We start from the raw sequence: 13,270 nt of genomic DNA, 5'->3' as shown, positions 1-13,270 counted from the left end.
CTCAGCGCGCCGCCATCCACAGACCGCCGAGCAGCACGATCAGGCCCAGAATCATCGCGAACGCGTAGTGATACAGAAAACCCGACTGCACGCGGCGCACGCTGGCGGCAATGCGGCCGACCAGGGCAGCCGAGCCATTGACCAGGCCGTCGTCGATCACCGCCACATCGCCGCCGCGCCACAGGCCGCGGCCGAGCTTGAGGCCGCCGCGGGCGAACACGGCGAAGTACAGATCGTCGATGCCGTATTTGTTCTGCAGCAGCCGGTACAGCGGCGCGAACATCTTCGCTGCGCGGTCGGCAATCGACTGGTTGAACATGTACACATACGTCGCCACGGCGAAGCCGGCCAGGGCCAGCCAGAACGGCGGCGCCATCAGGCCGTGCAGCAGCATGGCCCAGGGGCCGTGCCAGTGATGCGCAAGCTCGGCCAGCGGACCGCCCTCCTTCACCACGATGGCACCGGCAAAGAAATCGCCGAACAGCATGGGCCCGATGGTGAGCCAGCCGATGATGACCGACGGAATCGCCAGCAGGATCAGCGGCAGAGTGACCACCCAGGGCGACTCGTGCGGCGCGTGCTCCAGATGCCCCGGCGCGTGATGGCCGTGGTCGTCGTGGGCGTGCTCGTTCTTGCCATGGCCGGCGTAAGCGTGATCGTCGTGGCCGTGCTTGTCTGCGTGCGCATCGTGATGCGCAGCGTGAGCCTGCGGTGCGTGCTCGACGACGAAGCGTTCCTTGCCGTGGTAGGTCAGATAGATCAGGCGGAAGCTGTACAGCGCGGTGACGAAAACGCCGGTCAGCACGCAGAAATACGCGTAGCCGGAACCGAAGCGATGCGATTCGTGCACGGCTTCGATGATCGCGTCCTTGGAGAAGAAGCCGGAGAAGCCGGGGAACCCGGTCAACGCCAGCGTGCCTATCCAGCCGGTGATGAAGGTGATCGGCATGTACTTCTTCAGCCCGCCCATGTGGCGCATGTCCTGCTCATGGTGCATGGCGATGATGACCGAGCCGGCGCCCAGGAACAGCAGCGCCTTGAAGAAGGCGTGGGTCATCAGGTGGAAGATCGCAGCGGAATAGGCCGACACGCCCAGGGCCACGGTCATGTAGCCCAGTTGCGACAAGGTGGAATACGCCACCACGCGCTTGATGTCGTTCTGTACGATGCCGATCAGGCCGGTGAACAGCGCCGTGGTGGCGCCGATGATCATCACGAACGACAGCGCCGTTTCCGACAGTTCGTACAGCGGCGACATGCGCGCAACCATGAAGATGCCCGCCGTCACCATGGTGGCGGCGTGGATCAGTGCCGAGATCGGCGTCGGGCCTTCCATCGAATCGGGCAGCCAGACGTGCAGCGGCACCTGGGCCGACTTGCCCATCGCGCCGATGAACAGCAGCACGCCGATCACCGTCGCTGCCTGCCAGGGATGGCCGGCGAAGATTTCCAGCGTCTTGCCCGCCAGCGTCGCATCGGCGCTGCGGAACACGGTTGCGTAGTCGAGCGAACCAAACCAGAACAGCACCGCTGCAATGCCGAGCAGGAAGCCGAAGTCGCCGACGCGGTTGACCAGGAACGCCTTCATGTTGGCGAAGATCGCCGACGGCCGCTTGAACCAGAAACCGATCAGCAGGTACGACACCAGGCCGACCGCTTCCCAGCCGAAGAACAGCTGCATGAAGTTGTTGCTCATGACGAGCATGAGCATGGAGAAGGTGAACAGCGAGATGTAGCTGAAGAAGCGCTGGTAGCCCGGATCGTCGCGCATGTAGCCGATGGTGTAGACGTGCACCAGCAGCGACACCGAGGTGACCACGACCATCATCACCGCGGTCAGGCGGTCGACCAGGAAGCCGACATGGGCACTGAGGTTGCCCACTTCGAACCAGGTGTACAGATTTTCGTTGAACACGCCCCAGCCGCCGGTGGCCAGCTGGTAGAGCGCATAGCACGACAGCAGGAACGACCCCAGCACGCCGGCGATGGTGACCGTATGCGCACCGGCGCGGCCGACGCGCTTGCCGAACAGGCCGGCGACGATGGCGCCGAACAGTGGCAGCAGCGCGGTGACGAGGAGAATGAGCTTGGGCGTGATCATCGGAAGCCTATCCCTTCATCGAATCGATTTCGGCCACGTTGATCGTGCCGCGATTGCGGAACAGCACGACCAGGATGGCCAGGCCGATCGCGGTTTCCGCCGCGGCGACCGTGAGAATGAAGAACACGAAGACCTGGCCGGACGGATCGCCGAGAAAGCGCGAGAACGCGACAAAGTTCATGTTCACGGCCAGCAGCATCAGCTCGATCGACATCAGCAGCACGATGACGTTCTTGCGGTTGATGAAAATGCCGGCGACCGAGATGCAGAACAGGATCGTGCCCAGCACGATGAAATGCGCGAGCGAGATCATGCGGATTCTCCGGGTTTGCCTTCGCTGGCCATCTTGACCACGCGCAGACGCTCGTTGCGCTGCACCTGTACCTGTTCGCTCGGCTTCTGCGTGCGCACGCCGCTGCGCTTGCGCAGGGTCAGCGTGACGGCGGCGATCAGCGCGACGGTAAGGATCAGCGCAGCAATTTCGAACGGCAGCAGGAATTGCGTATACAAGGCCTTGCCCAGCCAGGCGGTGTTGCTGCCGTCGGCCAGGGCCGGGTTCGGCGGCAGCGCCTGCGCCTGCAGCGCCTTCACGCCGATCAGGCTGAGCATTTCCACCAGCATCACCAGCGCGACGATGACGCCGACCGGCAGGAAGCGGATGAAGCCTTCGCGCATCGATTCGGGCTTGATGTCGAGCATCATCACCACGAACAGGAACAGCACCATCACGGCGCCAACGTAGACCACGATCAGGGCCAGGCCGAGGAATTCGGCTTCGGCCAGGATCCAGATGCCGGCGGCGGTGAAGAAGGTCAGCACCAGGCTCAGCGCGGCGTGGACCGAATTCTTCAGCGTGATCACCGCCAGCGCCGAGGCCACCAGCACCGTGGCGAAAAAGTAGAAGATAACCAGTTGGGTCGTCATCGGGCGTTCTCCTGCACGCTCAGCGGAAGGCCGCGTCTTGCGCGCGTGCGGCCGCGATCTCGGCCTCGTATCGGTCGCCCAGAGCCAGGAGCTTTTCCTTGGTCAGGATGTTTTCGCCGCGTTTTTCAAAATGGTATTCGTGGATGTCCATCTCGACGATGGAGTCGACCGGGCAGGACTCTTCGCAGAAGCCGCAGAAGATGCACTTGAACAGGTCGATCTCGTAGCGCGTGGTGCGGCGCTGGCCGTCGCTGGCGCGCGGCGCCGCATCGATGGTGATGGCCAGGGCCGGGCAGACCGCTTCGCACAGCTTGCAGGCGATGCAGCGTTCCTCGCCGTTGGGATAGCGGCGCAGCGCATGCAGGCCGCGGAAACGATTCGACTTGGGAATCTTTTCCATCGGGTATTGCATGGTGTACTTCGGCTTGACGAAGTATTTGCCGGTTACCCACATGCCCTGCAGCAGTTCCAGCAGGAACAGGCTTTTGATGTAGCTGATGACGCGGTTCACGGAGTGCCTCCCGGGCCGATGGTCACACCGCCGAAAAAGGCGAGGCAGCCGGCAACGAAGGTCCAGGCGATGGTGATCGGAATGAACACCTTCCAGCCCAGGCGCATGATCTGGTCGTAGCGGTAGCGCGGAAACGTCGCGCGGAACCAGAGGAACAGGAAGGCCATCACGAAGGCCTTGGCGAACAGCCACCACCAGCCCGGTGCCGACAGTATGCCCAGGCCCCAGCCCTGCAGCGGCGACAGCCAGCCGCCAAGGAACAGCACTGAGGACAGGAACGCCACCAGGATCATGTTGGCGTATTCGGCCAGGAAGAAGATGGCGAAGGCCGAGCCGGAATATTCCACATGGAAACCTGCGACGATTTCCGATTCGCCTTCGGTCACGTCGAATGGCGCGCGGTTGGTTTCGGCCACGCCCGAGATGAAATAGATCACGAACATCGGCAGCAGCGGCAGCCAGTACCATTCCAGGAAACCCTTGCTGCCGGCCTGCGCCTGCACCACGTCGCTGAGATTGAGCGAACCGGTCAGGATCAGCACGCTGACGATGGCCATGCCCATGGCGATTTCGTAGGAAACCACCTGGGCGGCAGCGCGCATCGCACCGAGGAAGGCGTATTTGGAATTCGATGCCCAGCCGGCCAGCACGATGCCGTAGACGCCGAGCGAGGTCATCGCCAGCAGGTACAGCAGGCCTGCATTCGCGTTCGACCAGGCCATCTTGTCGCCGATCGGCACGACGGCCCAGGCCGCCATGGCCGGCACCAGCGCGATCAGCGGCGCCAGGTAGAACAGGAAGGTGCTGGCTTTTTCCGGCACCGTGATTTCCTTGAACAGCAGCTTGAACACGTCGGCGAAGGCCTGGGCCAAGCCCAGCGGACCGACCTGGTTCGGCCCCATGCGCACGTGCATCCAGCCGATGACCTTGCGTTCCCACCACACGTACATCGCCACCGAGATGATCAGCGGCAGTAGCGGCAGCAGGATCAGGCCTATGGCCAGCGACAGGTTGGGCCAGTCGTTGACGAAGGAATTGAACAGCGCGATTACCGAGTCCATGCGCTTATGCCTTGCTGATACTGAGTTCGGCGCCGTAAGCCGGCAGCGCAGCGGTTTCTACGTAACCCGCCTCCAACCAGGCGCCGCCCCTGGGCACGCCGGCACTGACTACCACGGGCAGGGTCGCGGTACCGGCGGCACCGTTGATCTTGACCATGCTGCCGTTTTCCACGCCGAGGCCGGCGGCATCGGCCGGATTCAGGCCCAGCCCTGCGCCGCTGTTGAGCGGATGTGCCTGCAGCGCCGCGGCACGGCGCAGCACCGCGTCGGCGCGGTAGATCGCGACGCTGGCAATGCGCGCCAGGCCCTTGCCGTCGTGGCGGCTGGCGATCTTGGCCTGCAGCTGGGGGACGGTCTGCGCCGGCTTGGCCGCCAGCGCTGCGCGTACTTCGCCGATGTCGGTGAAATCGAAACCGGTCAGTCCCAGCTTGGCACCGAGCGCACGCAGCACCTTCCAGCCCGGACGTGCCTCTCCCGGCGGCTTGGCACCGGCGTTGACGCTCTGGCTGGTGCCGTTGAAATTCACCAGGGTGGCTTCAATCTCAGGCAGTGCCGCAATCGGCAGGATGATGGTAGCCACGGCCTTGAGCGCTTCGGACGCGAATGCGCTGAACGCGATCACGGCATCGGCCTTGCTCAGCGAGGTCATGGCCAGGCCGCCGTCGCCGAAATCGAACGGCGGCTCGGCGCCGTATACAAGGTAGCCTTTGCGCGGCAGGGCCAGCATGGTGCGCGCATCCAGCCCACCGGCAGCCGGCAGCGCGCCGACGCGGCTCAGGCCGATTGCGTTGGCACCGAGCGGCACTTCGTTATAGGCCGAATCAGTAGCCTGGGCGACGAAGCGCGCGCAGGCGCGCAGCAGCGAGGCCTGCGGATGCATGGCCGCGCTTTCGCCAAAGATCAGCAGCGAGCCGCTGGCATCCTTCAAGGCCTTGGCCTGGGCCCTTGCGGCGTCATCGGTCGCGGCCGAGGCCAGCAGTGCAGCGAGTTCCGTCGGCACATCGACGCCCAGTTCGGCAGCGGCCTTGGCCAGTTTCGCCGCTTCGTCGACGAGTGCCGCCGGCGCGGCGATCACCTTGCCGGCGAAGTCGTAGTTGAAATCGAAATCGATGGGGTTGAGCGCATATACCTTGGCGCCACGCTTGGCCGCCTTGCGCACGCGGTGATTTACCAGCGGCAGTTCGTGGCGCAGGTTGCTGCCGAGCAGGAATACCGCATCGGCCTTCTCCACCTCGGCCATGCTGCTGGCAAAGCCCCAGCCTGCCGCCGCGTCGGTGAAGTCGAGCTGGCGCAGGCGGTGGTCGATATGCTTGGAGCCCAGCGCGCGGACGAATTCGGCCAGCAGGTGGCCTTCCTCGTTCGAGGTGGCCGGATGCACCAGGGCGCCGAGATCGTCGCCGCGCACCGTGCGGAGTTTCTCGGCAACGGCATCAAGCGCCTGTTCCCAGCTCACTGCCGCCCACTCGCCGTTTTTCTTCATCAGCGGCTGCGTGGCGCGATCGTCGGCATACAGGCCCTGATGGCTGTAGCGGTCGCGGTCGGACAGCCAGCACTCGTTGATCGCTTCGTTGTCGCGCGGTACGTGGCGCAGCACTTCGCCGCGACGCGTATGCAGCCACAGGTTGGAACCCTGCGCATCGTGATAGCCGAGGCCTTCGCGCGCAATCAGTTCCCAGGCGCGGGCCTGGAAGCGGAACGGCTTGTTGGTCAGTGCGCCGACCGGACAGACATCGATGATGTTGCCGCCGATCTCGCTCTCGATGGTCTTGCCGACGTAAGTACCGATTTCCAGATTTTCGCCACGGCTCATGCCGCCCAGTTCGTACGTGCCGGCGACTTCGCCGACGAAACGTACGCAGCGCGTGCACTGGATGCAGCGCGTCATCTCGGTGGCGATCAGCGGACCGATGTCCTCGTCGGCGACAGCGCGCTTGCGCTCGACGAAGCGGCTGACCGAACGGCCATAGCCCATCGAGATGTCCTGCAGCTCGCATTCGCCGCCCTGGTCGCAGATGGGGCAGTCCAGCGGATGATTGATCAGCAGAAATTCCATCACGTTGCGCTGCGAGCTCAGGGCCTTCTGCGAACGCGTCTGCACCTTCATGCCTTCCATCACCGGCGTGGCGCAGGCGGGCATGGGCTTGGGCGACTTTTCCACTTCGACCAGGCACATGCGGCAGTTGGCCGCGATGGGCAGCTTGTCGTGGTAGCAGAACCGCGGGATCGGCACGCCGGCCTTGTCGGCGGCATGGATGATCATCGAGCCTTTCGGCGCGGTCATCGGCTTGCCGTCGATCTCGATATTGACGTGATCGGGCGGTGTATTCGGGTTGACGGGCTGGGCGCTCATGCGTAATTCGTCCTCAAGCGGCCTTGCCGAGCTGGTCGTCCACGAGCGAGCGCTTGTTGACGATGAAGTATTCGAATTCATGCCAGAAGTGACGCAGCATGCCCTGTACCGGCCAGGCCGCGGCTTCGCCGAACGCGCAGATGGTATGGCCTTCGATCTGTCCGGCCGCCTGCTTGAGCATGGCCAGGTCGCTCAGTTCCGCCTTGCCGTCGACAATGCGCGTGAGCAGGCGGTACATCCAGCCCGTGCCTTCGCGGCACGGCGTGCACTGGCCGCAGGATTCGGCGTAGTAGAAACGGCTGATGCGCTGGCAGGCGCGCACCATGCAGGTGGAATCGTCCATCACGATGACCGCGCCCGAACCCAGGCCAGAGCCGGCTTTCTGGATCGAGTCGTAGTCCATGGTGCAGTCGAGCATGGTCGCCGCTGGCAGCACCGGCATGGAGGAGCCACCCGGAATCACCGCCTTGAGCTGGCGGCCGTTGCGGATGCCGCCGGCCAGTTCGAGCAGATCCTTGAACGGTGTGCCCAGGCGGATTTCGTAATTGCCCGGCTTGGCCACGTGTCCGGAAACAGAAAATATCTTCGGACCACCGTTGTTCGGCTTGCCCTGGTTGAGGAACCACTCCGCGCCCTTGCGCAGGATGGCCGGCACCGAGGCATAGGTTTCGGTGTTGTTGATCGTGGTCGGCCGGCCGTACAGGCCGAAACCGGCAGGGAACGGCGGCTTGAAGCGCGGCTGTCCTTTCTTGCCTTCCAGCGATTCCATCAGCGCGGTTTCCTCGCCGCAGATGTAGGCACCGGCGCCCAGCGCCGTATAGATGTCCACGTCGACGCCCGAGCCCAGGATGTTCTTGCCCAGCAGGCCGGCGGCATAGGCTTCTTTCAGCGCTTCTTCGAAATGCTCGAACGGCTCGTGATGGAACTCGCCGCGCAGGTAGTTGTAGGCAACGGTGGAACCGGTGCAATAGCAGGCGACAGCCAGGCCTTCGATCACCGAATGCGGGTTGAAGCGCAGGATGTCGCGATCCTTGCAGGTACCCGGCTCGGATTCGTCTGAATTGCAAAGAATATACTTTTGCCCCGGCGCGGTACGCGGCATGAACGACCACTTCAGGCCGGTCGGGAAGCCGGCGCCGCCGCGTCCGCGCAGCGAGGACTTCTTCAGTTCCTCGATCAGCGTGGCGGGGTCGGGCTTCTCGGCCAGGATCTTCTTCCAGGCCTCGTAGCCGTCGACCTTGAGGTAGTTGTCGTAGGCCCAGGGCTTGTCGAAATGCAGCGTGGTGTAGACGACCTGGTGATCCTGCGGGGCCGGGCCGACCGGGCCAGTGGAATGCTGTGCCATGTCCTGCCTCACTTCAGACCGTCGAGAATCTGGTCCACCGATTCGGTGGTCAGGTTCTCGTGGTAGTGGCCGTTGACGACCATCATCGGCGCGCCGCAGCAGGCAGCCAGGCATTCTTCCTCGCGCTTGAGGTAGATGCGGCCGTCGCTGGTGGACTCGCCGAGCTTGACGCCGAGCTTCTTCTCGCAATGCCGCACCACGTCTTCGGCACCGTTGAGCCAGCACGAGATGTTGGTGCAGATGGCGACGTTGTTGCGGCCGACCGGCGAGGTCTCGAACATCGAATAGAAACTGGCGACTTCGTACGCCCAGACCGTGGGCAGATCGAGGTACCTGGCCACGGCCGTGGTCAGTTCGTCGGTCAGATAGCCGCCCTGCTGTTCCTGTGCGGCCATCAGGCCCTGGATCAGCGCCGAGCGCTTGCGGTCCGGCGGAAACTTCGACACCCAATGGTCGATGTGCTTGCGCGTGTGCTCGGTCAGTGCGACCAGCGGGTCGACATCCTTGACTTGGTTGTATGTGCCAGTGGCTTTCATGAATGTGCTCCCGTCGCCTCAGCGATCGATTTCGCCGAACACGACGTCATAGGTACCGATCATCGCGACGACGTCGGGCAGCATGTGGCCGCGCACGATCTCGTCCATCGACGACAGATGAGCAAAACCCGGCGCACGCACCTTCAGGCGGAACGGCTTGTTCGCCCCATCGGAAATCAGATAGATGCCAAACTCGCCCTTGGGCGCTTCCACCGCGCTGTAGGTCTCGCCCGCCGGCACGCAATAGCCTTCGGTGAACAGCTTGAAGTGGTGGATCAGCGCTTCCATGTCGTCCTTCATCTCCTCGCGGGACGGCGGAGCGACCTTGAAGTTCTCGATCATCACCGGGCCCGGATTGGCGCGCAGCCATTTCACGCACTGCTCGATGATGCGGTTGGACTGGCGCATTTCCTCGACGCGGACCAGGTAACGGTCGTAGCAGTCGCCCTTGGTGCCCAGCGGAATATCGAAATCCACATTGGCATAAGCGGCATAAGGCTGCTTCTTGCGCAGATCCCAGGCAACGCCGGAGCCGCGCAGCATGGGGCCGCTCATGCCCCAGGCGTTGGCCTGTTCCGGGGTGACCACGCCGATGCCGACGGTGCGCTGTTTCCAGATGCGGTTATCGGTGAGCAGGGTCTCGTATTCGTCGACCTTGCTGTAGAAATCCTTGCAGAAGGCTTCGAGGAAATCGAGCATCGAGCCTTCGCGCCAGGCATTCATGCGCTTGAGGTCGCCGCCCTTGTGCCAGCGCGACTCCTTGTACTGCGGCATGCGCTCGGGCAGGTCGCGGTAGACGCCGCCGGGGCGGTAGTACGTGGCATGCATGCGCGCGCCGGAAACTGCCTCGTAGCAGTCCATCAGCTCTTCGCGCTCGCGGAACGCATACAGGAACACCGCCATGGCGCCGAGATCGAGCGCGTTGGAACCTATCCACATGAGGTGGTTGAGGATGCGCGTGATTTCGTCGAACAGGGTACGGATGTACTGCGCGCGGATCGGCGCTTCGACGCCGACCAGCTTCTCGATCGCCCGCACATAGGCGTGCTCGTTGCACATCATCGACACGTAGTCGAGCCGGTCCATGTAGCCGATGGACTGGTTGAACGGCTTCGACTCGGCCAGCTTCTCGGTGCCGCGATGCAGCAGGCCGATGTGCGGATCGGCGCGCATGATGGTCTCGCCGTCCATTTCCAGCACCAGACGCAGCACGCCGTGTGCGGCCGGATGCTGCGGGCCGAAGTTGATGGTGTAGTTGCGGATTTCCTGCATGGCTTACTTCCCCGCGGCCGCGCTGGTGGCCGCTTCGGCCTGGGCCTGGTCGTAGCGCGAATCGTCGCGGATCACGCGCGGCACCAGCACGCGCGGATCGATACTGACGGGCTCGTAGATGACGCGCTGTTTTTCCGCGTCGTAGCGTACTTCGACGTTGCCGATCAGCGGGAAATCCTTGCGGAACGGATGGCCGACGAAACCGTAGTCGGTGAGGATACGGCGCAGATCCGGATGGCCGTCGAAGACGATGCCGTAGAGATCGAACGCTTCGCGCTCGAACCAGTTCACACCCGGGTGCAGCGCCGTCAGCGAAGGCATGATCGGCAGTGCGTCGTCGTGGCAATGGCTCTTCAGGCGCAGGCGCCGGTTGTGCGTCAGCGACAGCAGCTGCGCCACCACGGCGAAGCGGCCGTGCCGCGCTGCCACCAGTGGACGTTCGGACCAGCGGAAGCGCCCTGGCCCCTGCCCTTCGACGCCGCGGGAGAAGCCCTGGTTGGACACGTCGGTGGTATCCCACTCAGCCTGGCCGTAGCTCAGGTAGTCCACACCGCAGACATCGACCACTTGTTCAAAACGGAACTCGGCCTCGTCGCGCAGCAGCTGCGCCACGCGCAGCCAGTTTTCCGGCAGCACTTCAATCACGGTTTCGCCGCGCCACTCGGTCGCAGCAACGATATCGGCGCCCAAGCGCGCGGTAAGGCGCTGCGCCAGCGTATCAGGCAGGTTGTCGCTCATGCGGAGGTTCCGTTAGCGCGCAATGGTGTTGGTGCGGCGGATCTTTTTCTGCAACTGCAGGATGCCGTAGATCAACGCCTCGGCCGTCGGCGGACAGCCCGGCACGTAGATGTCGACCGGCACGATGCGATCGCAGCCGCGCACCACCGCGTAGGAATAGTGGTAGTAGCCGCCGCCGTTGGCGCAGGACCCCATGGAGATGACCCATTTCGGATCCGGCATCTGGTCGTAGACCTTGCGCAGCGCCGGCGCCATCTTGTTGACCAGAGTGCCGGCGACGATCATCACGTCGGACTGGCGCGGGCTGGGACGGAACACCACGCCGTAGCGATCAAGGTCCAGACGCGCCGCACCGGCATGCATCATTTCCACGGCGCAGCAGGCCAGGCCAAAGGTCATCGGCCACATCGAACCGGTACGCGCCCAGTTGATCAGCGCATCGGCCGAGGTGATGGCGAACCCGCGTTCGACCAGCGGATTGTCGTCACCCGGACGCAGGATGTCGTCGACGCTGGAGACCGGTACCGGATTGTGCATGACCCGGCTGAGGCTGTCGGTCATTCCCATTCCAGCGCTCCCTTCTTCCAGACATAGACGAAGCCGACCACGAGCAGCGCCAGGAACAGGCCCATCTCGATCAGCGCGATGATGCCGATCTGCTTGAACACCACCGCCCAGGGAAACAGGAAGGCGATTTCCAGATCGAAGATGATGAACAGGATGGCGATCAGGTAATAGCGCACGTCGAATTTCATGCGCGCGTCTTCGAAGGCTTCGAAGCCGCATTCGTAAGCTGATCGTTTTTGGGCGTCCGGACGCTTGGGCCCGAGGACAGTACCTACCGCCAGCAGGACCAGACCGAGTCCGGTGGCGATGACGAGAAACAACAGGATGGGCCAATATTCGGCAAGCACGAGTCCGCGAACCTCCGCATCGTTGAAGATGCATCAGCGGCCGCGCGCTGTGCTGAATGCCGCACGACCGTAACTAGATTGGTGCCCAAAGGGGGACTCGAACCCCCACGACCTAAGTCGCTACCACCTCAAGGTAGTGCGTCTACCAATTCCGCCATCTGGGCATGGTGTTCCAACTAGTTCTTCTTCGACTCGTCCGCCTTGGCTTCGGTCTTGTCGTCGGCCTTGGTGGCGACGGCAGGAGTAGCGGGCTGGGGCACCGCGGGCGTTTCGGTACCGGCTGCCGGTGCTGCGACCGGAGCCTGCGGCACATCGCTGGCGGGCGATGCTGCAGCGGGAGCGGTCGTGGCGGGGGCTGCAGGCACTTCTACGCCGGACATGATGCCGAGGTCGTTTTGCGGCTTTGCAATGCCGCCGCGACCGAGGTACATGCCCATGCCCAGACTGAGCAGGAAGAACAAACCGGCCAGGACCGCCGTGGCACGCGACAGGAAGTTCGCAGACCCGCGCGCGCCGAACACTGTTGCCGACGCACCGGATCCGAAACCGGACCCCGCGTCTGCACCAGCGCCGCGCTGCAGCAGGATCAGCGCCACCATCGCCACCGCGATCAGGATATAAAAGACGTTGAAGATCGTAAGCAGCATTTCTCTACTCAGTCTGGCCGCGCGCTCAACGCGCCGCCTCACAAATCTTGAGAAAATCGGCCGCAACCAGGGAGGCGCCGCCGATCAATCCGCCATCCACGTCGGCCTGAGCAAACAGCTCGGCAGCGTTGGAAGGTTTGACGCTGCCACCGTAAAGGATGCGCAGCAAGTTCGTGATTGTAGCATCGCATTTAGCGAGTTGGCTACGAATAAACGCATGTACGGCCTGGGCTTGTTCGGCGCTGGCGGTGCGGCCGGTACCGATCGCCCAGACCGGTTCGTAGGCCACCACGGCGCGTGCGAAAGCGCCGATGCCGCAAGCCTGGACGACCGCATCGATCTGCGCGGCAACGACGGCTTCGGTCTCGCCCGCCTCACGCTGCTGCAGGGTTTCGCCGACGCAGAGTACCGGCACCAGTCCGGCGGCCTGGGCCTGGGCAAACTTGGCCGCGACGCGCTCGTTCGACTCGGCATGATACTGCCTGCGCTCGGAATGACCGACCAGCGCGTAGCGGCAGCCGACGTCCTGCGCCATCGATGCAGCCAGCTCGCCGGTATAGGCACCCTGGGCGTGTTCGCTGACGTCCTGCACGCCGAAACCCAGAGCGCTGCCGGCATGCTCGGCAGCGAGTGCAGCTACGTAAAGCGCAGGCGGGAATACAGCCACATCGCAATGCGCCGGCGCCGCGGCCTGGATGGCGCGCACCAGTTCCGCCGCGCTGGCGGCAGTGGTGTGCATCTTCCAGTTTCCGGCAACGAGCTTGCGACGCATGGATCGGCCACATCCGTGAAAGGGCGCGCAGGATAGCGATGCGCCTGCGCCGGCGCAATGCGCCATTGATAGTGCGCGGTCAGTCGGGTTGAATCGCGC

14 protein-coding genes and 1 tRNA gene are annotated in these 13,270 nt (G+C 63.8%); all 15 read right to left on the bottom strand.

Features of this window, described 5'->3' with window-relative positions:
- Position 1: 1 nt before the first annotated feature.
- Entirely contained in the window at positions 2-2,101 is a 2,100-nt protein-coding gene (gene nuoL / locus DFR29_RS22705) for an NADH-quinone oxidoreductase subunit L (protein ID WP_133820923.1), read from the bottom strand.
- A 7-nt stretch (positions 2,102-2,108) separates the two neighbouring features.
- Positions 2,109-2,414, bottom strand: coding sequence for an NADH-quinone oxidoreductase subunit NuoK (gene nuoK, locus DFR29_RS22700; RefSeq protein ID WP_133820922.1), 306 nt, complete (start codon positions 2,412-2,414; stop codon positions 2,109-2,111).
- Positions 2,411-3,025, bottom strand: a complete 615-nt coding sequence (locus DFR29_RS22695) for an NADH-quinone oxidoreductase subunit J (protein ID WP_133820921.1) — start codon at positions 3,023-3,025, stop codon at positions 2,411-2,413. The genes nuoK and DFR29_RS22695 overlap by 4 nt, the downstream gene beginning before the upstream one ends.
- Before the next feature lie 19 nt (positions 3,026-3,044).
- Positions 3,045-3,536, bottom strand: a complete 492-nt coding sequence (gene nuoI, locus DFR29_RS22690; RefSeq protein ID WP_133820920.1) for an NADH-quinone oxidoreductase subunit NuoI — start codon at positions 3,534-3,536, stop codon at positions 3,045-3,047.
- On the bottom strand, positions 3,533-4,597 hold the full coding sequence (gene nuoH / locus DFR29_RS22685; protein WP_133820919.1) for an NADH-quinone oxidoreductase subunit NuoH: 1,065 nt from the start codon (positions 4,595-4,597) through the stop codon (positions 3,533-3,535). The genes nuoI and nuoH overlap by 4 nt, the downstream gene beginning before the upstream one ends.
- A gap of 4 nt (positions 4,598-4,601) precedes the next feature.
- Positions 4,602-6,947, bottom strand: a complete 2,346-nt coding sequence (nuoG, locus tag DFR29_RS22680; RefSeq protein WP_133820918.1) for an NADH-quinone oxidoreductase subunit NuoG — start codon at positions 6,945-6,947, stop codon at positions 4,602-4,604.
- Between the two features lie 13 nt (positions 6,948-6,960).
- Positions 6,961-8,292, bottom strand: a complete 1,332-nt coding sequence (nuoF, locus tag DFR29_RS22675; RefSeq protein WP_133820917.1) for an NADH-quinone oxidoreductase subunit NuoF — start codon at positions 8,290-8,292, stop codon at positions 6,961-6,963.
- Between the two features lie 8 nt (positions 8,293-8,300).
- On the bottom strand, positions 8,301-8,828 hold the full coding sequence (nuoE, locus tag DFR29_RS22670; protein ID WP_133820916.1) for an NADH-quinone oxidoreductase subunit NuoE: 528 nt from the start codon (positions 8,826-8,828) through the stop codon (positions 8,301-8,303).
- An 18-nt stretch (positions 8,829-8,846) separates the two neighbouring features.
- Positions 8,847-10,100, bottom strand: a complete 1,254-nt coding sequence (locus DFR29_RS22665; protein WP_133820915.1) for an NADH-quinone oxidoreductase subunit D — start codon at positions 10,098-10,100, stop codon at positions 8,847-8,849.
- A 3-nt stretch (positions 10,101-10,103) separates the two neighbouring features.
- The gene (locus DFR29_RS22660; RefSeq protein WP_133820914.1) at positions 10,104-10,838 is read right to left on the bottom strand and encodes an NADH-quinone oxidoreductase subunit C; all 735 of its coding nucleotides are present in this window, start codon (positions 10,836-10,838) and stop codon (positions 10,104-10,106) included.
- 12 nt (positions 10,839-10,850) lie between these two features.
- The gene (locus tag DFR29_RS22655; RefSeq protein ID WP_133820913.1) at positions 10,851-11,405 is read right to left on the bottom strand and encodes a NuoB/complex I 20 kDa subunit family protein; all 555 of its coding nucleotides are present in this window, start codon (positions 11,403-11,405) and stop codon (positions 10,851-10,853) included.
- The gene (locus DFR29_RS22650) at positions 11,396-11,752 is read right to left on the bottom strand and encodes an NADH-quinone oxidoreductase subunit A (RefSeq protein ID WP_133820912.1); all 357 of its coding nucleotides are present in this window, start codon (positions 11,750-11,752) and stop codon (positions 11,396-11,398) included. The genes DFR29_RS22655 and DFR29_RS22650 overlap by 10 nt, the downstream gene beginning before the upstream one ends.
- 79 nt (positions 11,753-11,831) lie before the next feature.
- Positions 11,832-11,916: transfer RNA gene (locus DFR29_RS22645), tRNA-Leu, on the bottom strand.
- A gap of 12 nt (positions 11,917-11,928) precedes the next feature.
- Positions 11,929-12,399 (bottom strand): preprotein translocase subunit SecG, encoded by a 471-nt coding sequence (gene secG, locus DFR29_RS22640; protein ID WP_208113682.1) that lies wholly within the window; start codon positions 12,397-12,399, stop codon positions 11,929-11,931.
- 25 nt (positions 12,400-12,424) lie between these two features.
- Positions 12,425-13,171: a triose-phosphate isomerase gene (gene tpiA, locus DFR29_RS22635; protein ID WP_133820911.1), complete on the bottom strand. Its 747-nt coding sequence runs from the start codon at positions 13,169-13,171 to the stop codon at positions 12,425-12,427.
- Positions 13,172-13,270 lie beyond the last annotated feature (99 nt).

It is taken from the genome of Tahibacter aquaticus (assembly GCF_004363655.1).
Lineage (GTDB): Bacteria > Pseudomonadota > Gammaproteobacteria > Xanthomonadales > Rhodanobacteraceae > Tahibacter > Tahibacter aquaticus.
This window is presented reverse-complemented; position numbering and strand designations above follow the sequence as displayed.